Source organism: Bifidobacteriaceae bacterium, from assembly GCA_031281585.1.
Classification (GTDB): Bacteria; Actinomycetota; Actinomycetes; order Actinomycetales; family WQXJ01; genus JAIRTF01.
The window spans coordinates 26,601-50,451 of sequence record JAITFE010000091.1 but is presented as its reverse complement, the minus strand read 5'-3'; the positions used below and the strand labels follow the sequence as shown (position 1 = coordinate 50,451).

At 68.5% G+C, this 23,851-nt stretch carries 16 protein-coding genes; 9 read left to right on the top strand and 7 right to left on the bottom strand.

Going from position 1 to position 23,851, the window contains the following annotated elements:
* Positions 1 to 90 precede the first annotated feature (90 nt).
* The 6 genes from LBC97_10735 (at position 91) to LBC97_10710 (ending at position 11,166) form a co-directional block, all read left to right on the top strand.
* Positions 91 to 1,677, top strand: a complete 1,587-nt coding sequence (locus LBC97_10735) for a GTPase domain-containing protein (protein ID MDR2566505.1) — start codon at positions 91 to 93, stop codon at positions 1,675 to 1,677.
* The gene (locus tag LBC97_10730; protein MDR2566504.1) at positions 1,674 to 3,008 is read left to right on the top strand and encodes a 50S ribosome-binding GTPase; all 1,335 of its coding nucleotides are present in this window, start codon (positions 1,674 to 1,676) and stop codon (positions 3,006 to 3,008) included. Before LBC97_10735 ends, LBC97_10730 begins: the two co-directional genes overlap by 4 nt.
* A 156-nt stretch (positions 3,009 to 3,164) precedes the next feature.
* The gene (locus LBC97_10725) at positions 3,165 to 3,758 is read left to right on the top strand and encodes a single-stranded DNA-binding protein (protein ID MDR2566503.1); all 594 of its coding nucleotides are present in this window, start codon (positions 3,165 to 3,167) and stop codon (positions 3,756 to 3,758) included.
* Positions 3,759 to 4,091: 333 nt separating this feature from the next.
* Positions 4,092 to 9,101, top strand: coding sequence for a DUF11 domain-containing protein (locus LBC97_10720; GenBank protein MDR2566502.1), 5,010 nt, complete (start codon positions 4,092 to 4,094; stop codon positions 9,099 to 9,101).
* Positions 9,102 to 9,105: 4 nt separating this feature from the next.
* Positions 9,106 to 10,788, top strand: a complete 1,683-nt coding sequence (ettA, locus tag LBC97_10715) for an energy-dependent translational throttle protein EttA (GenBank protein ID MDR2566501.1) — start codon at positions 9,106 to 9,108, stop codon at positions 10,786 to 10,788.
* A gap of 129 nt (positions 10,789 to 10,917) precedes the next feature.
* Positions 10,918 to 11,166 carry a PTS transporter subunit EIIB gene (locus LBC97_10710; protein ID MDR2566500.1) on the top strand — a complete coding sequence of 83 codons (249 nt, stop codon included), beginning with the start codon at positions 10,918 to 10,920 and terminating at the stop codon, positions 11,164 to 11,166.
* Here LBC97_10710 and LBC97_10705 read toward each other — a convergent pair.
* The 3 genes from LBC97_10705 to LBC97_10695 all read right to left on the bottom strand — a co-directional run bounded on the left by LBC97_10705 (position 11,148) and on the right by LBC97_10695 (position 15,054).
* Positions 11,148 to 11,777: a mechanosensitive ion channel family protein gene (locus tag LBC97_10705; protein ID MDR2566499.1), complete on the bottom strand. Its 630-nt coding sequence runs from the start codon at positions 11,775 to 11,777 to the stop codon at positions 11,148 to 11,150. The genes LBC97_10710 and LBC97_10705 overlap by 19 nt on opposite strands.
* A 184-nt stretch (positions 11,778 to 11,961) precedes the next feature.
* A complete protein-coding gene (gene pepN, locus LBC97_10700; protein MDR2566498.1) occupies positions 11,962 to 14,529 on the bottom strand; it encodes an aminopeptidase N in 2,568 nt (855 codons plus the stop codon).
* Positions 14,530 to 14,598: 69 nt separating this feature from the next.
* Complete coding sequence (locus LBC97_10695) at positions 14,599 to 15,054, bottom strand: ribose-5-phosphate isomerase (GenBank protein ID MDR2566497.1); 456 nt, start codon at positions 15,052 to 15,054, stop codon at positions 14,599 to 14,601.
* Between the two features lie 83 nt (positions 15,055 to 15,137).
* On the opposite strand from LBC97_10695, the gene LBC97_10690 reads away from it, so the two are divergent.
* Complete coding sequence (locus tag LBC97_10690) at positions 15,138 to 17,129, top strand: peptidase M13 (protein MDR2566496.1); 1,992 nt, start codon at positions 15,138 to 15,140, stop codon at positions 17,127 to 17,129.
* Between the two features lie 15 nt (positions 17,130 to 17,144).
* Here the strand turns inward: LBC97_10690 and cysE are convergent, their stop codons facing one another.
* A complete protein-coding gene (cysE, locus tag LBC97_10685; GenBank protein MDR2566495.1) occupies positions 17,145 to 17,750 on the bottom strand; it encodes a serine O-acetyltransferase in 606 nt (201 codons plus the stop codon).
* 29 nt (positions 17,751 to 17,779) lie between these two features.
* Complete coding sequence (gene cysK / locus LBC97_10680; GenBank protein ID MDR2566494.1) at positions 17,780 to 18,724, bottom strand: cysteine synthase A; 945 nt, start codon at positions 18,722 to 18,724, stop codon at positions 17,780 to 17,782.
* A 394-nt stretch (positions 18,725 to 19,118) separates the two neighbouring features.
* Between cysK and LBC97_10675 the strand changes: the two genes are divergently transcribed.
* Positions 19,119 to 19,886 carry a polysaccharide deacetylase family protein gene (locus LBC97_10675; protein MDR2566493.1) on the top strand — a complete coding sequence of 256 codons (768 nt, stop codon included), beginning with the start codon at positions 19,119 to 19,121 and terminating at the stop codon, positions 19,884 to 19,886.
* Between the two features lie 213 nt (positions 19,887 to 20,099).
* Positions 20,100 to 21,353, top strand: a complete 1,254-nt coding sequence (locus tag LBC97_10670) for a hypothetical protein (GenBank protein MDR2566492.1) — start codon at positions 20,100 to 20,102, stop codon at positions 21,351 to 21,353.
* A gap of 4 nt (positions 21,354 to 21,357) precedes the next feature.
* On the opposite strand, the gene LBC97_10665 is transcribed toward LBC97_10670, so the two are convergent.
* Complete coding sequence (locus LBC97_10665; GenBank protein MDR2566491.1) at positions 21,358 to 21,999, bottom strand: MBL fold metallo-hydrolase; 642 nt, start codon at positions 21,997 to 21,999, stop codon at positions 21,358 to 21,360.
* A gap of 191 nt (positions 22,000 to 22,190) precedes the next feature.
* Entirely contained in the window at positions 22,191 to 23,540 is a 1,350-nt protein-coding gene (gene gdhA, locus LBC97_10660) for an NADP-specific glutamate dehydrogenase (protein MDR2566490.1), read from the bottom strand.
* Positions 23,541 to 23,851: the final 311 nt, after the last annotated feature.

Genomic DNA, 23,851 nt, shown 5'->3' with positions numbered 1-23,851 from the left:
GCCCAGAATGTGGTACGGCCCGTCTGAAATCCGAGACAAGGCGCGCCCAGCGGTTTGTGTAAAAGGCTCGGACGTAAGAAGGTATGTAGCATGCAAAGTCGGTCCGTGGCCCACACTTCCCGCGAGTTGGTGGGCATTTTGCGGGAAGCGCTGGACGGAGTCGAGTTCCCCTTCCCCGCGCCCGCCTCCGCCCGCGCCGAAGCCAAGCGCGCCGCTTTGGCGGCCGAACTCGACAAGACGGTCATTCCGGCTTTGGACGCCGTGGGCGAACCGGCCTTGATCGCCGTGGCGGGGCCCACCGGGGTGGGCAAGTCAGTCTTGGCCAACACTTTGATCGGCGGTTCGTTCAGCGCGGTGAGCGCGCTTCGGCCGACCACCTCCTATCCACAGTTGCTGGCCCACCCGGACACCATGGCGCTTCAGGGCGACCACCGCGTCCGGTCGGAGGCCACCCCCCACGCGGTCTGGGACGCGCCCCTGACCTGGGCGGTCCTCGATTGCGGGGACCCGTTCGCGGTCGGCAACGACGCGCTCAAGGCCCAGCCCGACGTGCCCATGTCGGCCTGGCTGGCGGTGACGTCCGCGTTGCGCTACGGGGATTCGCTCGTTTGGGACCTGCTGGCGAGCCTGGCCGACCAGTCGGAGCCGGTCGCGTTGGTGGTGAACCGCCTGCCGGAGGGCGTTTGGCCGGTCATCGAGGCGGATGTGAGGGAGCGGTTGGCGAAGGCGCGTCTGGAGCGGATCGCCCTGTTCGGAATCCCGGAGCTGCCCGGCGCGCCGGAGACGCTCCCGCCGGACCGCGTGGCCGACCTGCGGGCGTGGCTTGAGGAGCGGTTCCCCATCCCCGAGCGTCAGGCCGACAGCCCGGACTTGCGCGTCGCCTTGGCCGGTCTGGCCGCGCAAACGGCGGAGTTGGCTAATGCGCAGCGCGTCCACGAGGCCTCGGTCGACTTGTTGCGTTCGGCCACCGAAGCGCGGTTGGCCCAGGCGATGGAGGCGGCGGCCGATTTCTCGCCCGGATCGCCGGACGCCCGCCTGACGGAGGCGTGGCTCGACCAGTTGGGCCCCGACGGCGCGCTCAGCCATGTCGAAATTGGCCAGGAAACCACCCCCGCCCAGCGGAAACGGTGGGCGGCCGGGTTGGCCGCGTTGGGCCGGGCGGTGTCCGATGCCGTTGGGCCCGGTTTCCGTCAGACGATGACCGACGCTCGGGCGGCCATGGTGTCGGCTTGGCAGGGGGAGGACGTGCCCGAGGGCACGCGCACGTTGTTGACTCGGGAGGGGCTGGACCAAACCGAGTTGACGGGCGATCTGGCCGGCAGCGCCGGTTATGGCCTGTGGACCCAGGCGGTGGGCGCCCGTGTGCGCAAGTCGGAGGACGTGGCGGTGGGACGGGCGGCCGACGCGCTGGGCCGCTCGGGCCTGGTCTCCTTGGTCCAGGCCGCCGCGTTGGGGGCGGAGGGGCCCGCCGATCTGCTCGGCAGGCTGGCCCGGGACAAGGCCCCGGGGTTGGCCGAAGGGGCGCGCGAGGACTTGCGCGAGGCGCGGGAAAGCGCGGTGCGGCTCGCTTTGGCCGTCTTCGCCGATGCGGTGGCGAAAGTTGATCGGACGGCATCGGAAACTGTGGCCTGGGCGGCGGACCGGCTGGCCTTTGCAGCGAAGCAGGTGGACCAATGACGGATGATCAGATCGAAGGGCTGCGCGGCGGGATAGGCCAACTGCGTGAGGCGGCCGCGCTGAGCGCGCGGCGGCTGGAGGAGGGCCCGTCCTTGGAGGCTCTGGCGGTGGCCGAGTTGCTCACCGAACGCCTCGACCGCGGGGTTGACCACACCATCGTGGCGATCAGCGGAGGGACCGGTTCGGGCAAGTCTTCTCTGTTCAACGCGATCGCGGAAATGGCGTTCTCCGAGGTGGGCGTGGTTCGGCCGACCACTTCGAAGGCGACGGCCTGCGTTTGGGGGACCGGCGCGGAGGAGCTGCTGGAATGGCTGGGCGTGGAACGCGGGGCGTGGATCAAACGCGACTCGGTCCTTGAGTCGCATATCGGCGAACTGCGGGGCATGATCCTGCTGGACCTGCCGGATTACGACTCTGCCTCGGAGGCCAACCACCTGATCGCGGAGCGCGCCCTGCCGCTGGCGGACGTGCTGATCTGGGTGACCGATCCGCAAAAGTACGCCGATCCGGTGCTTCACCAGCGTTTCGTCGCCACGGCCAAAGCCCATCAGGGGCGGGAGGCGATCGTGGTGGCGAACCAAATCGACACGGTCAGCCCAGCCGACGCCGAAGCGATCGCCCAGGGGCTGACGAAGCTGCTGGTCGAGGACGGCTTGACCGACCCGGTGGTGGCGCTCACCTCGGCTGTCACGGGCGCGGGGATCGACGCGCTGCGCTCCCAGTTGATGGAGCGCACGGCCCACCGGACCATGGCGATGCTGCGCACGGCGGCCGACTTGGCGGCTGCGGCCTCCCAGTTCGCCGCCGCGACCCAACTGGCGGATCCAGAGGGACGCATCAGGGTTGATCCGGCTGGCGATTCGGACTGGCTCGGCAAGGCCGAGGCGCAGGTCGTCCAGTCCCTGGTGGAGCAGGTGATTGGGCGGGAGGGGATCGCCGATCCGGCGGCGCCCGGAGTTGACGAGGTGCGCCAGGCGGCCAGCGCCTGGGCGGCTGAGGCCACTTATGCCCTGCCGGACCAATGGGCCATGGCGGTGAGCTATTCGCTGGCGTCCGCGCAGAACGTGACGGCGCGCCTGGCGCAGGCGTTGGAGCCGGTCAAGGCGCCCCCGCCGGGCGGCTTCTGGTCCCGGCTGCTGCGCCCGGCGAAGGTCGAACGCCAGCGGCGCGCCGCTTTGGAGGATTCAGTTCGCGCGGCCGTGCGGTCAGTGGTCGACCGCACCATGGCGCGGCCGACCAAGCAGGTGTTGGACGACCGCCGCGCTCTGGCCGATCAGTTGGCGGAGATCTCGGTTCTGGCCGAAGCGGCGGCCCGTCCGCCCGCGAGTTAGAGGGTTATCCACAGGCGTTGTGTTTCTGGCCGATCCGCGGCGCGGATCGGGGACACCATTTTGGCGAGGCCTTCGGGAGGACGAACGCGAGTTCGCCGGAGGCTCTATGCCGGCGCGGGGTGGGCCGCTCCCTGATCGACCTAAGGAGCACTGCAAATGAACAATGAGATCACGCTGACGGTTGAGGGATGGGTGGCCCGCCCCCCGCAGCACTACGGCCGCGAAGACTCGACTTGGGTGACCTTCAGAGTGGGTTCGACCGCTTGGTGGTGGGACTCGCAGGGTGAACGGCGTGACGCGCCGACCACCTGGTTTGACGTCAAAGTCAGCCAGAAAGACCTGGCTGAGAACGTCTTGCTGTCCGTCAAACACGGCGACGCGGTGATTGTCACCGGCCGTCTGTCTCAGCATTTCTGGACGGACCGCGACGGCCGGGAACGCACATCGATGCAGATAACCGCCAGGTCGATTGGGCACAATCTGCGCTGGGGAAAGGCCGGTTGGAGCCGCCGTTCGGCCGAGGCGCCGGCCGGTGCCCCGGCGGGCGCCGCGCTTGGGGCTCAGGATCCGGCGCCGGGCAACGCGGCCGTCCCAAACGCCCAGGCGCCATCCGATCAGGACTTGCCGGACCTCCCGCCTGACGGCGACGAACTCGCCAGCTTTGAGGATCCCGGGGATGTTGAGCGGGCGTTCGGACTGGCCGACGCGGCCGCTGGCGCCGAGGCCCCGGCCGAGCCCAGCGCGGTCTAGCTCCCAAAAGGGCTCACGTCCCCCGGCTGGGCGGGCGTGATCCCCGACGCCCGCGCCGAGCCGCGACGCGAAAGGACCGCCGTTCGCGGGTTTGAACGCAGTGGCGCCATCCGCCATGGCCCCGCGTTGGCGCCGAGCCTGGCGGCAAGCGCTCCGTGTTCTCTTTGAATCCTCCGAATCACAGGAAGACCAACCATGCAAATCGCAACCAGCATGCGCGCCGGCTCGCCGGCGGCGCGAGAATCTCAACAACCTGGAGCCCAGACGCTCCGCCGGTGGCCGGGTCCGGCCAAACACGCCCTGAGCCCGGCGTTTCGCAAACTCAGTCGCCTGATGGCGGCCTTGGCGGCGGTGGCTTTGGCGTTGGCGGGGTTGGTGTCCGGGGTGGCCGGCGGGGAGCCGGCGGAGGCGGCGTCGGACGGTTATGTGGGCATGGCCGGTTGGGGCTCTTCGGGCGGCGGCGACGCCCATGACGTGTTCTACGTGTATGTGAGAAACTCCAGCGAGGTGGTGCAGTTGGCGGTCTCGGAGTTGGAGTGGTCATATGCCACGTGGGGCGGCACCCCGGAGGTGCGTTTGGAGCTTTACCGGCCGTCCGGGGGCTTGGCTGGGTCGACGGTGGTGTCCGGGCACGGCGTGTCCGGATCGGTCTCCGCCTCGGGGGAGGCCGGGGTGTGGAAAGCCCAGGTGGTGGGACTGAACACCCCGCCCTCGCAGTCCTGGGTTTACCGCCAACAGTTGCGGGTGTTGGCGGGCGGGGCGCATGTGCCGGGCCGCGTGTGGGCGAAGGGTTTCGGGGGCGCCCAAACGCGGCCTGCGGCGTTGTCGGTGGATTTCGAGGTTTACGTGGTCGCGGATGACGGCGCCGTGTTCGAGACCGCTGTGCGGGGGTATGACGGGATCAACTCGGGGTTCGTCGCGGACGGGTTGGGCCTGTACCTGAAGGACGGCTGCGTGCCGTTGCGCCGTTCCAGGCTGTTGGACCCGCCCGCCGCCCAGCTGGGGCTGACGGGCGGGGGAGTGTTCACCCCGGTGCCCGAATGCGACCGGCAGTTTAACTTGTTCTTCGACCCGCCGGCGGCGGACTTGCCGGAGCGGGCGGACTATTGGGGGCATTCCGGACAGGAGGGGTTCGTCAAACCGGTTTACCGGGTGCCGGACAAGCCGCAGCCGAAGCTGGCGGTCGACCACGCCGCGCCCGCCGGCGCGCCGTATCAGGGCGCGTCGGGAACGTTGGGGATAGCCGGGTTCAGAGGCGAGTACCAAGTCATGGTCGACGTGAACGGGAACGGGTCGTACGCGGATCCCGGCGACGTGGTGGAGACCGGTCAGAAGCCCTTGGCGGCGGGGGACGTGTCGTGGTCGTGGGACGGCAAAGACGCGGGCGGGAACGCCGTCGTCGCGGACTATGTGGGCGTGGCGGTGCAGTTGCTCAAGGGCGATGAGTATTACCAGACGTTCTCCGACGCCGAGAGGCTGGCCGGCGGGGTGCAGGTGAGGCAGTTGGCGGGCTACGCGGTGGCCAGGAACGGCGGCGCCCCGGTGTGGCCTTTGGTGCATTGGGACGACTCGGAGGTGTTGTCGACCGGGCTCAGGCTGGGGACAAACCCGGTGGCGTCATTGCGGGCGGGTTCGGCGGATGTGAAAACTCCGGCGGCGGGGGTGTCCACGCAGGGTTTCAAACACGCGTGGGTGTGCTACGACCCGTCCTATCCGAACTCCGACCCGCCGTGGCCGGATTGGACGTGGCTACAGGACTCGTGCTGGGGGAACAACGCGACCGTCCAGTTCGGGGTGTGGAACGACTTGTCGAAAGACGTCGCGCTGCGGTCCGACCCGGTGGGCCTGTACCGGCGCGCCGCCCAGATGGTGTCGAAAACGGGTGCGCTGAACCCGCCCGCCGGGAACCCGCTGGCGCGGACCATCGCGTACACGGTGAAGGTGAAAAACACGTCGAACGCGGCGGGTTTGGCGGCGGAACGCCAGGAGCGGCTGGGGTTCGGCGTGTCCGACCCGTTGACGGTGACCGACGTGCTGCCCGCGCACACTTCGGGATGGGCGTACGCGTCCACGGCATATGACAAGGGCTCTTCCCCGTCGCAGGCGTCGGCAAGCGCGGCGGGCGGGAAGATGACTTGGCGGGGGCCGTTGAAGGCGGGCGAGACCGCCACGATCACGTACAAACTGACGGTGGAGCCCGGATTCGAGGCGTCCCGCACGAACCAGGCGTCCATCACCGGTTGCCCGGCCGGGGCGGCGGACGTGAACACCTACTGCGGCAAAACCCCCGTGTCGAACACCGTCCCGCTGCCGGGGCTGTCGATCGAAAAGACCGTTGAAACCACTGGGCTGCACGCCAAGGGCCACACCGCCTCCTACACGGTCACGGTGGCCAACGTCGGCAAGGCTGGGTTCACCGCCTCCGACCCGGCCGTCGCCTATGACGATCTGTCCGGCGTGCTGGACGACGCGGCGTTCGACCCGGCCACCTTGAAAGCCACCGCCGGGACCGCCGCCTGGGAACCGGCCGCCAAGCGGATCGCGTGGTCCGGTCCATTGGGGGTCGGCGCGTCGGCGAAGATCACCTACACGGTCGCCTACGACCCGCACGTCTCGGGGGAGGCCTCGGACTTGCTGCTTGAGAACACAGCCTGGATCCGCCCGGTCGACGTGATTGACCAGACCCCCGGCGAAAGAGTGTCCACCCAAACGCCCGGCTCGGACCTCCACGTCGCCAAGTCGGTGGACGCGGAGGTGGCGCGGCCGGGCCAGGTTGCGACATTCACCGTCGACCTGTGGAACACCCGCGGGCGGGCGGGCGCCCCCGTGAACCTGGTCGACCATTTGGCCGGGGTGCTCGACGACGCGGACTTGGTGTCCGGGTCGGTCAAATCCACCGACCCCGCGATCGCCGTCGGCTTCGACCCGGCGGCGCGGGTGCTGTCGATCGCCGGGACTCTGAAGGCCGGCGCGTCGGCGAAAGTCACATACCAGGTGAAGGTGAAGGCGCAGGGCCGGGCCGACAGCGTCCTGGTGAACAGGATTGGGCCGGGGTCGGGGGAGTGCCGGGCGGACGACCCGCTGTGCACGTCCACCCCGGTGACGTCCTACACGGTCGCGAAAACCTCGAACACGGATTCCGGCTTGCCGCCCCATGCGGGCGAGCCCATCCGCTACACGGTCACGTTCACGAACACCGGCGCGGTTCCGGCCCGGATCGCGGAACACGACCACCTGGAATGGGTGTTGGATGACGCGGACGTGACCGGCCTGGCCTCGGACTACGCGCCGGTCAAAGCCGTGATGGAGGGGCAGGCCGTGGCGATCTCGGGCGTGCTGGAAGTCGGGGCGGCCGCCCGCGTCACCTACCAGGCCACGGTCCGCGACCGCGAGCACCGCGGGGACCAGGTCTTGACGAACGTCGTCTACCCGGACCAGGTCTGCGGCGCCGACCCGAACAGCCCCTGCCCCAGGACCGTGATCCCGACCGCCCGGCCGACCTGCGGCGCGGAGTTGGGACGCCCGTGCACCACGAATCTGGTCCGCGACCTGGCCGTTGCGAAGACAGCGGACCCGCCGCTCGCGAAACCGTTCCAAACGGTGGACTACAACGTCAAACTGGCGTCGGTCGGCAGCGCCCCAGTGGCGGTGGATCTTGTGGACCTGACACGGTGGCTGGCGGACGACGCGACCATGGTCAAGGCCCCCGCCTCGGACAACGCCCACGTGACGGCCGCCTACGACCGCCTGGCGTTGACCGCGGCCATCACGGGGCAGCTCGCGGCCGGGGAGGAGGCGAACGTCTCCTATCAGGTCAAGGTGAAACCGTTCCAGGGACGCGGCGACCACCGGCTGGTCAACGTCATCGCGCCCCGCGACCCGGCCGCGCCGGGCCGGCCGGACATCCCCGAAGACGACATCCCGAACTGCGCCCGGCTGGCGGCCGGGACCTGCACCGACACCCCGGTCGGCGAATACGGGGTGGTGAAGACCGCTGACAAACAAGTCGCCAAACCCGGCGAGGTCGTCACCTACACGCTTGCGTTCACCAACCGAGGCGCCGCTCCCGCCACCGTTGACGTCCTCGACTCCCTCAGATGGGTGCTTGACGACGCGACCTTGGCAGGGCCGCCGGTCTCAGACACCCCCGGCCTGACCGCCGTATTCGACCGGACCGCCCAATCCATCAAGGTGGCCGGGACAATACCCGCCCCGGTCGGGACAGCGGCGAGAATCGTCTACCAGGTGCTGGTCAACCAGTCAGCGGACCGAGCCGACCACCGGCTGGAGAACTTCGTCACCCCCGCAGGGCCGGGCCCGTCCGCCAAACCGAGGTGCACGGACGGGGACCCAGCCTGCGCCGTCACCCTGGTGGAGGACTTCCAGGTGGTCAAGACGGCCGACCGGGACATGGCCAAACCAGGTGAGGCCGTCACCTATGCCCTCACCTTCACCAACCGGGGCGCCGCGCCCGCCACCGTGAACGTAATGGACCATCTGGCTGGCGTGTTGGATGACGCGGACTTGGCGGGCGAACCGGCGTCTGACGCCGAAGGCCTGACGGCCCAGTTCGACCCGGCGGGCCAGACCATCGCGGTCGCCGGGACCATCCCGTCGCCGGTCGGCACAGCCGCCGTCATCACGTACCAGGTGATCGTCAAACCGTTCGCGGACCGCGGCGACAGTCTTCTCGCCAACTTCGTGATCGCGGACCCCGGCCAGACCGTCCCGGACGAATGCGCGGACGGCGACCCCTTGTGCACCGTCACCCCGGTCGAAGAGTTGACCGTCGGCAAGAGCGTGGACGTGGCCAGCCTCCGCCCGGGGGAAGTCGCCAACTTCAACGTCACATTCGCGAACCGGGGCCAAACCAGCGTTGAGCTCAATCACCACGACCTGCTGGGCTGGGTGCTGGACGACGGCGAGTTGCAGGGCCTTCCAACAGCGGACAACCAGGCGGTCGCGGCGGCCTGGGCACCCCAGGCGCAACGGCTCGAGATCACCGGCGCCCTGGGGCCGGGCGAGACCGCCACCGTGTCCTACGGCGCCAAGGCGACGCGGGCCGGCGACTGGTGGTTTCACAATTACGTGGTCGCCGCCGCCGAGCCGTACGATTCGGCGCCGTTCGATCCGCGACAGGCGGGCGCAGCGCCAGCGTGCGACCCGGCCGAGGGGATGATCTGCACGGTCACCCCGATCCACCCGTTGCCTCAGCCGCCGCCCGCGCTGCCGGTCACCGGCACGCAGAGCGCGGGGTTCGCGGCGCTGATCGCCTTGGGCCTGATCCTTGGCGGCGTCGCCCTGCTGGCGTGGCGGAGCCGGAAGGCGGCGAGGGTACCCTAGTGCGGTGCCTGAGTTCATTTACGTGATGAAACGCGCCCGCAAGGCCCATGGCGACAAGGTCATCTTGGATGACGTCACCTTGGCCTTCTACCCGGGCGCCAAAATCGGGGTGGTCGGCCCCAACGGGGCCGGCAAGTCCTCGGTCCTGAAGATCATGGCCGGGCTTGACCACCCGTCCAACGGAGAAGCCACCCTGACGGCTGGCTTCTCCGTCGGCATGCTCCAACAGGAGCCGCCGTTGGACGACACGAAGACCGTGCTCGGCAACGTCGAAGAAGGGGTGGCGTCCATCAAGGCCAAGATGGACCGGTTCAACCAGATCAGCGAAGAACTCGCCGACCCGGAAGCCGACTACGACCGCCTGCTGCCGGAGTTGGGGGAGCTTCAGGAAGCGCTTGACCACGCGAACGCCTGGGACTTGGACGCGCGCCTTGAGCAGGCCATGGACGCCTTGCGCTGCCCGCCGGCGGACACCCCGGCTTCGGTATTGTCCGGCGGCGAGCGGCGCCGGGTCGCCCTGTGCAAGCTGCTGCTCGAACAGCCCGACCTGCTGCTGTTGGACGAGCCGACCAACCACCTGGACGCCGAATCTGTCCAATGGCTGGAACAGCACCTGTCCGCCTACCCCGGCGCGGTGCTGGCGGTGACGCACGACCGCTACTTCCTGGACAACGTGGCCGAATGGATTCTCGAACTCGACCGCGGCCGGGCGTACGCCTATGAGGGCAACTACTCGGTCTACCTGGAAAAGAAGCAGGAGCGCCTGCAGATCCAGGGCCAAAAGGACGCCAAGCTGGCCAAACGCCTGGCTGACGAGCTGGCCTGGGTGCGCCAGAACGCGAAGGGCCGCCAGGCGAAGTCGAAGGCGCGGCTTCAGCGCTATGAGGAGATGGCGGCGGAAGCGGAGCGGACCCGCAAACTGGACTTGGACGAGATCCAAATCCCGCCGGGGCCCCGGCTCGGCTCGATCGTCCTCGAGGCGAACAACCTGCGGAAAGGCTTCGGCGACCGCGTCCTGATCGACGGGCTGTCGTTCTCTTTGCCGAAGAACGGCATCGTCGGCGTGATCGGGCCAAACGGCGTCGGCAAGACGACCCTGTTCAAGACGATCGTGGGGCTGGAACCGCTTGACGCGGGCGAACTCAAGATCGGCGAGACCGTCAAAATCTCCTACGTCGACCAAGGGCGGAGCGGGATAGACCCGGACAAGACCGTCTGGCAGGTCGTCTCGGACGGCCTTGACTACATCCATGTGGGGCAGGTTGAAATGCCGTCCCGCGCCTACGTCTCGGCTTTCGGGTTCAAAGGGCCGGATCAGCAAAAGCCGTCCGGTGTTCTGTCGGGGGGCGAGCGCAACCGTCTCAACCTGGCGATGACGCTCAAACAGGGCGGCAACCTGCTGCTGCTGGACGAACCGACCAACGACCTTGACGTGGAGACCCTGTCGTCGCTCGAAAACGCGCTGCTGGACTTCCCCGGCTGTGCGGTGGTGGTCGCCCACGACCGCTGGTTCCTCGACCGCGTGGCCACCCACATCCTCGCTTATGAGGGCAATGACGAGGACCCGAGCCGGTGGTTCTGGTTCGAGGGCAACTTTGCCGCATACGAGTCGAACAAGGTGGACCGCCTGGGGCCTGAAGCGGCCCGCCCCCACCGCGTGACCTATCGCCGTTTGCGGCGCGACTAAGACCCTCCGCCAACCACGGGCAGCCCCTCGCGTGTTACCCTCATCACATTGCTCCTATCCATCTGGTTAGCCACGCCGCCCTGGTGTGGAGGAAAACAGGTCGTTTTGGCGGTTAGAACGCTCGAATGCTTGGGTGGGCCGCGAAACGTGACCCACTTGGCGGTCCACCCAACCCGTTTGCGGATCGAGGTGGCCAACCCGGCCCTGGTGGACGTCGCGGGTCTGTACGCGCGCGGCGCGTTCGGCGTGGTCATTTCGGGGCATGTGGTCCAGGTGGTGGTGGGCGCCGAAGCGCCTGAGCTGGCGCAACGAATCGAGGCGGAGCTAAAACAGCCCGCCCCGCCTGCAGGCGTGCCTGGTCAGCTCGCGCCGGCCTGAGCGTCCGCCTGGGTCGCCTGCGACCGGTTGCCGATCCGCGTGATCGATCCGTTTGGCACATACCAGACCACGCCTGATTCGTCGCGGAGCGTGGTGATCCGAAGGCTCATCGACTCGACCACGCCCTTGGCGTCCCCCGTGTCGATCAGGTCGCCCAGGCCGTATTGGTCCTCGATCAGCATCCACAGGCCGGACAGCATGTCCTTGACCAGGGTTTGGGCGCCCAGGCCAAGACCCACGCCGAGCACGCCGACCGAGGTGGCGATCAGCCCGGGATTGACCCCGATGGATTCGAGGACCAGGCAGATGGCCAAGACCCAGACGGCGACGGTCGAGGCGGAGCGGAACACCGAAGCCAACGTCATGAACCGGGCCTCGCGTCGGGAGGCCAGGTAGGCGGCGTCTGCGCCCGATGCCGTCGCCCGGGCCGCCGCTCCCCGGCTCGGCAGCCGGGCCGCCCGTTTGGCGATGTGGCGAATGACCGCGTGCAGGACCGCCGCGGCGACCCACGCCGCGACCAGGATGATGACGATCCGCAGCGGCGTGCCCATCAGGAAGCGGGCCCATCCGGGCCAAGAATCGGTGAATTCGGGAGCGGCCAACGCAGTCATTCGTCCAGGCTACAGAAACGGGGACGGTACCCATTAACGGGGATGGCGGCCATGCCCGGCGCGCCAGCACCAGGCGCCGTCCCCGTTCCGAGGTGTGTGCGCTTACGAGGCCCGATCCTTGGCGGGTGCCAAAAGGCCACCGACCAAGCCGCGGGGCTGTGCTTGCCTTCCGCGTTTCCTTAGGTCAGCGCGTTTCGCCGGCGTCCTTGGCTTGAGCGTTGAGCGCCCGCAGCACACCGGCCCGTCCCTCCTCGACCAGTCGCCGCAGCGGCGGCACCGATCCGCCCGGCCCGGCCAGGAACCGGTCGGTGGCGCCAATCACGTCCACGCCGGCCAGGTCCGCCGCCCGGCTTGGATAGAGCCCGGCGGCGATGGATGTGGCGGTCTCCGGCGAGCGATCGCGCCAGATGCGCGGCAATCCCGCGAAGTACGGTTCGACAAAGGGCTCCAGCAAGGCCGCGTCCCAGACGCGCCCCCAGCCGGCGATGATGGCCCGCTGGGTGCCGTTCGGCGTGGCCGGGTCCTCGACCGCCCGCAGCCAGGCGGCGGCCTTCGCCTCGGGAGTTGGCAAGGTGGCGCGCAGCCGCGCGGCCTGCTCCAGCCCGGACAAGGTGCGGTCCGCCTCAAGCTGCCGGTCGATCCGCTCCTCGCCGGCCCGTCCGCCCGCCACCAGCGACGCCAGCAAGTCCCAGGTCAAATCCACGTCGATCGCCAGACCCGTCAGCGACCGCGACCCGGTCACCAACTCGTCGACCAGGTCGAGTTGCGACGGCGTGCCGGCCTGCCGCGCGAAAGCCTTGACCAGCTGCAATTGGGCGTCCGAGCCGCCCTCGGCGGTCTGGGCTAACGTCCAAAGGCGGTCGGCGGCATCGGCCGTGGCGGCCCGTCGGAACTCGGGCGCCACGAAGGACGTGAGCGCAATGCCGAGTTCGTCGAGCAGTTGGCGCATCGCGGTCGAACTGGCCTCCCGGCCCACGCCCCCAAGCACGCGGTCCAAGAAAGCACGGGGTCCGAACTCGCCGTCGCGGGTCATGTCCCACAGGAGCCCCCAGATGACGGAGCGGGCCAGCGGATCGGGCAGCTCGGCGACGGCCTGGGTCGCCACGTCGAGGGAATTGGCGTCGAGGCGCACCTTCGCGTAGGCCAAGTCGCGGTCGTTGACCAGCAGCAGGTCTGCGGGGCGCAGCTTCGGCAGCGCCGTGGCGGGCCCCGTCAGGTCGACCTCGGTGTCCCAGAAGCGGACCGGCACGGCCTCGACCAGCGAATACCCGCCCAAGGCGATTCGCTGCGGACGCCAGGACGGATAGGGGGCCTGGCCCGTCTGAAGGAGCCGTTCGCCGGCCGGGTCGATCGAGATCGTGTTCACGCCCGCAGTTTTCAGCCAGCTGTCCGCCCAGGTGGCGAGGTCGCGCCCGGAGGCGGCCTCCAGTTCGACCAGGAGGTCGTTCAGCGTGGTGTTCGACCAGGCGTGCTTGGCGAAGTAGGCGCGCACCCCCGCCAGGAAGGCGTCTTGGCCCACCCAGGCGACCAGTTGGCGCAGGACCGAGGCGCCCTTGGCATAGGTGATGCCGTCGAAGTTGTTGTGCACGTCGTCGAGGTCTTCGATCGGCGCGAGGATGGGGTGCGTGGTCGGCAGCTGGTCTTGCGCGTAAGCCCAGGTCTTTTCCGAGTACGCGAAGGTGGTCCAGGCGTCCTTCCATTCGGTCGCCTCGACGGCGGCCAGATGGGAGACGAATTCGGCGAACGACTCGTTCAGCCACAGATCGTTCCACCAGCGCATCGTCACCAGGTCCCCGAACCACATGTGGGCCAGTTCGTGCAGGATCGTGATCGCCCGGCGCTCCACCCGCGAGCGGATCGGCTTGGACCGAAAGACGTAGGACTCGGTGATGGTCACCAACCCGGCGTTCTCCATCGCCCCGAAGTTGTATTCGGGACAGAACACCTGGTCATACTTGGCGAACGGGTAGGGCCGCCCGAACGCCGGCTCGTAGAAGCCGAACCCTTGGCGCGTGATTTCGAAGATGTTTTCAGCGTCGACGTGTTCGCCCATGGAGGCCCGCGCGTAAAGGGCCATCGGCACGGCTCGCCCGTCGGTCGAGACGACCTCGCTCCGCCATTCCGCGTACGGTCCGGCGATCAGCGCGATCAGGTAGGAGGACAGCTTGGGCGTCGGCTCGAACCGGTGCAGGGTCCCGTGTGGCGGCTTTTCGCCCTCGGCCCCAGCGCCGCCCTCGGCTTGGCCTGCAGCCGGCTCGGCGGCGGCCTCCGGTTGGTTGGAGACCACCTTCCAGTTCTCGGGCGCGGACACGGTCAGCTCGAAGATCCCTTTCAGGTCGGGCTGCTCGAAGACCGCGAAGACCCGCCGGGCGTCGGCGGGCTCAAACTGCGTGTACAGGTATGTTTGCCCGTCAACCGGGTCGGTGAAACGGTGGAGGCCCTCGCCGGTGTGCGAATAGGCGCACCGGGCCTCGATCACCAACTCGTTGTGGTCGGCCAGGTCGTCCAGTCGCACGCGGTCTTCGGCGAAGACCTCGGCCGGGTCCAAGGGCCGCCCGTTCAGGGTCACGGTCCGCACCTCGGGGGCGATCAGGTCGATAAAGCTGGTCGAGCCGGCTTTGGCGGCGTCGAAACTGACGGTGGTCCGGGAGTCGAAGACCGGCCCGGCGCCCCTCAGGTCCAGTTCGATCCGGTAGTGCGGGTTGGCGATGATCTTGGCGCGGGCGGCGGCTTCGGTCCTAGTCAGATTCACGGGCCTGATTGTCCCACTTCGCGGGCCTAAGTGCGAAAACACCCAGGCTCTGGTCCGCTACAGGGAAGCCTACTGGTGGGCCAACGTCTCGTATTCGGCGACTTTCATGACGCGGCGCCGGTGGCGCTCGTCGCCGGAGAAGGGCTCCGCGATGAAAGCCTCGACAATAGCGATCGCCTCCGCCATGGTGTGCTCGCGGGCGCCCAGTCCCGCCACGTTGGCGTCGTTGTGCTGGCGGGCCAGGCGCGCGGTGCGGACGGACCAGGTCAGGGCGGCGCGCACCCCCAAGACCTTGTTGGCCGCGATCTGCTCGCCGTTGCCGGAGCCGCCAATCACCACGCCGAGCGAACCCGGGTCGGCCGCCACCGCCTGGCCGGCGTCGAAGCAGAACGAGGGATAGTCGTCTGCGGGGTCGTAGTCGAAGGCGCCGTGGTCCACAACCGCGTGGCCCGCGTCCGTCAAATGGTCGTGCAGGGCCCGTTTCAACTCGAAGCCGGCGTGGTCGGAGGCCAGGTGGATGCGCATCCCAACATGATATGAGGTTCAAATCGGGGCGGGCCGGGCCCGCCGCCGCCGCGAGGTCGCCCAAGGGGCCTTAGGCTGGCTGAATGGCTCAATCAGGCATCGTCACCGCCAACTTCGACCGTTCCATCCGCCCGCAGGACGACCTGTACCGTCACGTCAACGGGCGTTGGCTGGAGACGTTCGTGATCCCGCCCGACCGGGGCTCGGACGGGGCGTTCCGCGAGCTGCGCGACCTCTCCGAGCTCCTGACCAGGCAAATTATCGAAGACCAAGCGCCCGACAGCTTGGTTGGAGCCTTGTACGGCAGCTTCATGGACACCGACCGGGTCGAGGCTCTCGGCGCCCGTCCGCTGCTCCCCGAGCTGCGGCAGCTCGGGTCCGCCCAAAGCCCCGAGGCGTTGGCGCGGGTGCTGGGCGGGCTGTCTCGGAGCGGCATCGGCGATGTGGTCGGACTGTACGTCGACACCGATCCGGGCGCGCCGGACCGTTACGTGCTGAACCTTCATCAAAGCGGGATTGGTCTGCCAGACGAGGCCTACTACCGCGAGGACCAGCACGCCCGCATCCGCGAGGCGTACCGCGAGCACATAGCGCGGATGTTCGCGCTGGTCGGCAAGGATCTGCCCGAGTTGTTTGAGGTGACCCACCCATACCGCGAACCGGCGGAGCTCGCGGAGCGCGTTTACAGGTTGGAGGAATGCCTGGCGTCGGCGCACTGGGACGTGGTCAAGGACCGCGACGCCACCGCCACCTACAACCCGACCAGCTTCGACGGCCTGCGCGCCCTGGCCCCGAGCTTCCCGTGGGAGGAGTGGGCCCGCGCGATCGACGGCCCCGTGGGCGGCTCCGCCAACTGGGACGCCCTCGTCCTGATGGAGCCTTCCTACGTCACCGAAATGGCGGTGACATGGCGGGACACGCCGCTCGCGGACTGGAAGGCCTGGGCGGTGTGGAGGGTGATCGCCGCCCGCGCGTCGCTTCTGAACGAGGAGTTGGTGGAGGCGGCCTTCGACTTCAACGGCCGGACCTTGCAGGGCATGGAGCAACTGCGGGACCGCTGGAAGCGCGGAGTGTCGCTGGTGGACGGCTACCTGGGCGAATTGGTGGGGCGGTTCTACGTCGAACGGCATTTCCCGGCCGACCACAAGGCCCGCATGGTCCAACTGGTGGCGGACTTGATCGAGGCCTACCGGCGGTCCATCCAGGAACTCGATTGGCTGGGGGAGGAGACCAAAGCCAAGGCGCTGGCCAAACTGGCGGCCTTCACGCCCAAGATTGGCTACCCCGACAAATGGCGGGACTATTCGGGCCTGCGCCTGGAACCCGGCGACCTCCTCAACAACGTCAGGGCGGCGGCCGCCCATGAGACCAACCGGGAGCTGCGCAAACTGGGCGGCCCGGTGGACCGGACGGAGTGGCTGATGAACCCGCAGACCGTCAACGCCTACTACAACCCCGGCCTGAATGAGATCGTGTTCCCGGCCGCGATCCTGCAGCCGCCCTTCTTTGACGCCCAGGCCGAGGACGCCGCCAACTACGGCGGGATCGGCGCGGTGATCGGACATGAGATCGGGCACGGGTTTGACGACCAGGGCTCGAAGTATGACGGCGCGGGCCGCTTGACCGACTGGTGGACGGACGCCGACCGCCAAGCCTTCGAAGAGCGAACCAAGGCGTTGATCGCCCAATACGACGCTTTCAGCCTCGACTTGCCGGATGGCCCGGCGCACGTCAACGGGGCGCTGACGATCGGCGAGAACATCGGCGACCTGGGCGGGCTGGCGATCGCCTGGCGCGCCTACCGGATAGCGTTGGACCGCGCGGGCCTCAGCGAGGGGCCGGCGATCGACGGCCTCACCGCCGGGGAGCGCTTCTTCTACGGCTGGTCCCAGTCATGGCGCCAGAAGTCGCGGCCGCAGCAGGAGGCGATGCTCTTGGCGGTCGACCCGCACTCGCCGCCGGAGTTCCGGTGCAACGGCGTGGTCCGCAACCTAGACGCCTTCTACGACGTTTTCGGCGTGGCCCCGGGCGACTCCCTCTACCTGCCGCCGGACCAGCGCGTTACCATTTGGTGACGCCGGGCGCCGGAGTCAGATCCAAAGAGCCGCGTCCTCCAAGAGGCCTTGTTCGCGGGCCTTGACCCGGCGGACCTTGCCGGGCACGCCCACCACGACCCCGGCGGGGGGCACGTCGTGGACCACCACGGAGTTGGCGCCGATCCGGGCGTCGTCGCCCACGGTGATGGGGCCCAAGACTTTGGCGCCGGCGCCGATCGTCACCCGGTCGCCGATCGTCGGGTGCCGTTTGCCTTTGACCATTGAGCGGCCGCCGAGCGTGACCCCGTGGAACAACAGCACGTCATCGCCCACCTCGGCGGTTTCCCCGATGACCACGCCCATGCCGTGGTCAATGAAGAGACGTTCGCCCAAGACCGCGCCGGGGTGGATCTCAACGCCGGTCCCAAAACGCGCCAACTGCGAAATCAGGCGGGCGGGCAGCCGCAGCAACGGCTCGCGCCACATGCGGTGGGTCAGGCGGTGAATCCACAAGGCGTGGACGCCCGGATAGGCGAGCGCCACCTCGATTTTGTTGCGCGCGGCCGGGTCGAGGCGCTGCGCGGTCGCCAAATCGTCGCGCAGCACCCGCGCGAACCGCCGCAAACCTGTGATCGAAACGGTGGACTGGGAAGCGGTCATGCCTCCTATTATCAGCCCGCCCGAAGACGTCAGGAATCGAGCAGGTCGGAATAAAGGACGGTCGAGAGGTAGCGCTCGCCGAAGTCCGGCACAATCGCGACGATCAGTTGGCCTGCGGCCTCAGGCCGTTGGGCGTACTCGATCGCGGCGGCCAGGGCCGCGCCGGAGGAGATGCCCACCAGGAGGCCTTCCTCGGTGGCGGCGGCGCGCGCGGTGGCGATGGCGTCATCGGAGGCGATGCGAATGACCTCGTCGTAGATGTTGGTGTCCAAGACGTCGGGGACAAAGTTGGCGCCAATGCCCTGAATCTTGTGCGGGCCGGCGGTGCCTTCCGACAGCAGCGGCGACTCGGCGGGTTCCACGGCAATGACCTTGAGGGACGGCTTGCGGCCCTTGATGACTTGGCCCACACCGGTGATGGTGCCGCCGGTGCCCACTCCGCCCACAACCACGTCGACCGCGCCGTCGGTGTCGGCCCAAATCTCCTCGGCCGTGGTGCGCCGGTGGATTTCCGGGTTGGCCTCGTTCTCGAACTGGCGGGCCAGGATCGCGCCGGGCCGCTCGGAGGCGATCTTCTCGGCGGCGGCGACGGCGCCCTTCATGCCCTCCGAGGCGGGGGTCAGGACCAATTCGGCGCCGAAGGCCCGCAGCAGCGCTCGGCGCTCCTTGGACATGGATTCCGGCATTGTCAGCACAACATGGTAGCCGCGGGCGGCGCCCACGAAGGCCAGCGCGATTCCGGTGTTGCCGCTGGTGCCCTCCACGATAGTCCCGCCGGGTTTGAGCGCCCCGGCAGCCTCTGCGGCGTCGACTATGGCCACGCCGATCCGGTCTTTCACGCTGCCAGCCGGGTTGTAGAACTCCAGCTTGCCCAACACCTGCGCTCCGGGCGCCAAGTTCTTGCCCAAACGGTTGATCTTGACTAGCGGGGTGTTGCCCGTGATTTCGGAAGCGTCGGAGTAGATTCTTGACATTGGCGGTCTCCTTATAGGTCCCCTGTGGTGGACGATGCCGTGTGGCGGCACCGGGCGTCAGCTTAGGTGAGCGACGCACGCGTCACCAACACTGTAAAGGTCGCGGCCGGGCTTCGCGGACGCGGGTCCGGGGGCCCCGAGACGGCCTGCGGCCGTCCCGCCGCCCCGCAAGGGGACCAAAATACGAGAAATGCCGTCAGGGATGACGGAACGATGGCTTTAAGCGGCGACAATTGGTTTGACACGGGCAGTAGCGGTTGAGCGGTGGCAGGCAGGGAGTAGCGCGATTTTGAAACGGGGCTCTGGCGGCAGCGGGGAAAGCTGGAGAGCGTGGCGGGCGTCAATCGCCCTTGCCATTGGAGTGCTCTGCCTGGGTTTCGTCTCTTTCTTGGCGATGCTGCCCGCCAAAGGCACGGTGGCGCAGGCGACGCCGCGTGAGACCGTCAGCTTCACGCCCCCTCCGCAAGTCGCCAAGGCGGAGCCGCCCACGCCGAGCCCGGAGCCGCCTCCGCCCCCTCCGCCACCGGCGGGGGGCGTCGACTGCGCGGTGGTCGCCTGCGTCGCGTTGACGTTCGACGACGGTCCGTCCGCCTATTCGACGGCTTTGCTGGACAAGCTCGCGGAACTGGGCGTCAAGGCGACTTTCTTCAACACCGGCCAAAATTCCGCGAACCGCCCCGACTCCGTCAAACGCCAAGTGGAGGACGGCCATTTGGTCGGCGGCCATTCGTGGAATCACACCGACATGAAGAAGGTCTCGATTGAGCAAGCCTGCGCGGACGCGGACCGGACCGCCCGGGCGATCCGCGACGCGTCCGGGTTCGAGTCGCCCTTTGTGCGGCCGCCCTACGGCAGTTGGAGTGACGCCATCCTGCGCGGCTGCACGGGCAAGATCTTCGTCCTGTGGGACGTGGACACCATGGACTGGTCCAGCCACGACGGGGCGAAGATCCTGGAGCACGCCGTTAACGATCCGAAACCCGGTTCGATCATTCTGATGCATGACACGGTGGCGGAGACCATCGACGCCCTGCCGGGAATTGTCGCCGGACTGCGGGCGAAGGGCTTTCAATTGGTCACCGTGGCCGGCTTGTTCAATAGCCCAATAGCGCCTGACCAGGCCATTTATTCTGGTCCCAGGACGGGCGCGCTGACCCCTTGAGGCGCCCCCGCCCGGACGCGGGCCGCGTCCGCAGCCCGCGCGCGTGGGCTGGCGGCGGCCGCTTCAATTTGGTCCGCCCCCACATTGCCGGAAATGAAATCAGCGTTTCTGCGCAGTCGGGAAAGAAAGCGCGTCCAGCGGCATTTAGAATTAGTGGCACAATGGGGGTGACTGGCACTTCCCCATTAGTGATCCGTTCCCAGGGTGGTCATTATGACAAGCAATCCGCAGTATTTGGCTCTAGAGCAGACGCTGTTGCAGTCGACCGCGCCAAGCTTCACCTCGGTCGCCCAGACCCATCCGCCGACTGGCGGCGCCACCTCATACACAGCCGCGCCGGAGACGGCCACCGCGGCGCACGTGCCGGACGGCGCGTTGCGCTGTGGCCTGTGCCACCGAGCCTGGGGCGGCGACGTGAGCTGCAACGACTGCGGCGCCTTGGTCTACGACGTGGGTTCGGCCGAGGCGGACTCGGCCGAACCCGAGGCTTCGCATCCCGCCACCGGTCCTGGGTCGCCGGACGCCCAAGCGGCGGTTCAGGCGGCCGTGGCGGCCGTGGTGCAGCCGCGCGCCACGCAACCGCGCGCCGCGCAGCCCCCCCAGGGGGGCGGCCGCGAATACGGGGCGGTTCGCAACCGCCTTGAGGCCCGCCCAACCCAAGACCGGCTGCCCCGTCCGGCGCCGTCCCCGGATTCGCCGCTCGTGCAGGCGCCCGTGCCGATGGTCTTGCCGCCCGCCACCGGTCAGATGGCTATGGTGTGGCAGCCATCGGGCCTTGCCGCCATGCCGATGGCGGCTGGTGGCGCCTTCGGCGTCCAGGCGGTTCCAATGATGGGCCAGATGGTGAGCCAGCCGATGATCCAGGCCATGCCCCAGGCGATGGCCCAGCCCATGCCCTCGCCCATGGTGCAGCCAATGGCCCAGCCGATGTCCCAACCCATGATGCAGGCGATGGCCCAGCCGATGGCGGCGCCGTCAATGCCCCAGGCTTTCGGGCCGTTCCCGGCTTACGGCGCCACTGCGCCGGCGTTCGCGCAGCCGCAGTGGCCGACCAGCGCGCCAGTCGACTTCGCGTCGCCGTCCAGGGCCGGCTACCGCAGCCTGGCCCAGGCGTCCACCGTGCGGCCTCAGGCTCCGGCCGTCCCGCATTCGTGGATTGTGGAGGCCTGCCTGGCGGCGTGCGCCGCGATCATGGTGGCCGTGTCGGCGGTGGTCTGGGGTCGGATCCACGCCCAGGTGCTGGCCTGCAGCGATGGCTGCCCCAACATCGACGCGGTCGCCAGCACCGCCCAGTTCCACGGCTGGGCCATCATCGCGATCTCCGCGATCAGCATCATCGCATCCGGATTCTCGTTGCGGCGGACCCGCAGCACGGACTTGGTCCGCGCGATCGGCGCTCTGGCGCTGATCGGCGCGGTCGTGATGATTGCGCTTGGCATAATGCTCCTGAACACCTCGCTGCCTTAGCGCCTCAAAGCTCGATCGACTCGCCGGGCGCCAGGACTTGCCACCGCAGGCTGGCGGCCTCGGCGGCGCCCGCCACGGCGGCGTTGAGCAAGTTCAGCCCGCGTTCGGACGCGAGCGCCTCATGCACCGGGAACGCCACGCCAGCCCGCAGCGTTTGGACGTATTCGATCACGTCCTCGCCGCTCAGCCAGGCGCCCGCGACCGGGACCGCCACCGCCGTCGGCGGCTGGGGCGGGGCCGGGAAAGCGTCCCCCGCGTAGGCGAGCTTTTGGTCCACCATGACCCCCAGGCAGGGCACCGCTGGCATTCCCGGCGCCACCTGCGCGTGCGTCGAGCCGTAGAAAGTCAGCGCGTAAGGCCCGGCCTGGACCTGGGCGCCGGATTCAACCGCCTGTCCGGTCACGCCGGGCGGCAGCTGATCCGCCACGGCCGCCACGGTGATCACCGGCATACCAGGGTTGGCACGGGCCAACCGGGTCAGGTGGGGAGGGTCGAAGTGGTCGGGGTGCTCGTGGGTCACCACCGTCGCCACCACCCCGCGCAGGTCGGCCGGCAGGTCCTCGGTGTAGACCCCGGGGTCTATCACCAACAGTTGCCCGTTCTTCTCCAGAGTCATGCAGGAATGCTGATATTTGGTGAGCCTCACCGCGCCGTTCTATCACCGCCTCGTCCGGCGCGCGGCCCCGCCCGGGGGCCGGACGCGGTGGTGAGACGGCGGCCGGCGCCCAGGACCGCGACGGCCCGGTCGCCAACCGGCGGTCCAAAAAACGACGCCCGATGCCGTCTGGTGACCAGACGGCATCGGGCAGCTATCCCGAAAAGTCGGTTGGCAGCCTGCTAGATCAGGCCGAACGCCAGCATGGCGTCCGCGACCTGGGTGAATCCGGCGATGTTCGCGCCGGCCACGTAGTCGCCCGGCACGCCGTAGGTCTCGGCCACCTCCAGGCAGCGATCGTGGATGGAGCGCATGATCTGGCTCAGACGCGCCTCGGTGTGGTCGAACGACCACGAGTCGCGGGAGGCGTTCTGCTGCATCTCGAGGGCGCTGGTCGCCACGCCGCCGGCGTTCGCCGCCTTGCCGGGCGCGAACCGGATGCCGGCCTCGCCAAAGAAGCTGATCGCCTCGGGGGTGGAGGGCATGTTGGCGCCCTCGGCCACGATCCGGCAGCCGTTCGCGGCCAAAGCCCGCGCGTCCGCCCCGTTCAGCTCATTTTGGGTGGCGCAGGGCAACGCGATCTGACAGGGCACCTGCCAAATCGAGCCGTTGCGGATGTGCCGGACGCCGCCGCCGCGGCGCTCGGCGTACTCCAGGACGCGTCCCCGGTGGCCTTCCTTGATCTCCTTCAGGAGGTCGAGGTCGATGCCCGCCTCGTCCACCACGTAGCCGTCCGAGTCGGAGCAGGCCACCACGCGGCCGCCCAGGTTGTGGACCTGCTCAATGGCGTAGATCGCCACGTTGCCCGAGCCTGACACCACCACCCGCTTGTCTTCGAAGGAGTCATTGGTCGCGGCCAGCATCTCGCCCACAAAGAACACGGTGCCGTACCCGGTGGCCTCGGTCCGCACCTGCGAGCCGCCCCAGCCCAGGCCCTTGCCCGTGAACGTGCCCGATTCGTAGCGGTTGGTGATCCGCTTGTACTGTCCAAACAGGTAGCCGATCTCGCGTTGGCCCACGCCGATGTCCCCGGCGGGCACGTCGGTGTGCTCGCCCAGGTAGCGGTACAACTCCGTCATGAAGGACTGGCAGAAGCGCATCACCTCGGCGTCCGACCTGCCCTTGGGGTCGAAGTCGCTGCCGCCTTTGCCCCCGCCGATCGGCATGCCGGTGAGCGCGTTCTTGAAGATCTGCTCGAAGCCGAGGAACTTGATGATGCCGAGGTAAACGGACGGGTGGAAACGTAGGCCGCCTTTGTACGGGCCGAGCGCGGAGTTGAATTCGACCCGGAAGCCGCGGTTGAGCCGCACGTGGCCCGCGTCGTCGGTCCAGGGCACGCGGAAGATGATCTGACGCTCGGGCTCGCAGAGGCGCCGGATCACCTCGCCGTCCGCGTATTCGGGGTGTTTGGCCACCACCGGAGCGAGGCTTTCCAGTACCTCGCGAACGGCTTGGTGGAATTCGGTTTCGCCGGGGTTGCGTGCTGTGACCTCGTCGAACACTTGGATCAGGGACTCGTGCAGAACGGCCATGGGGTGATCAGTTCTTTCTGTGACATGAACATTGGATGGGGCGTCGCCGGGTTCGCAGTCCGAGCCGCCCACTAGACGCTAGGGCGGATGGGCCGCTCGATTCGGGCCTTTCGGCCCTGGCGCGGGGCACGGCTGGGAGCGCGCCGCCCCGGTCGCGGTCCTGTTCCGCAGGTGGCGGCTGCGGCTCAGGCGGACGCGCCCCGTCGGCCGGTCCGCTTCGCCTGGGGACTTTGGCGGGATAGTTGGGACTAAAGTCGTGGTCACATTTGGCTCGCCTTCCGTCCCGGCCCGTCGCCAAACCGGATGATCAG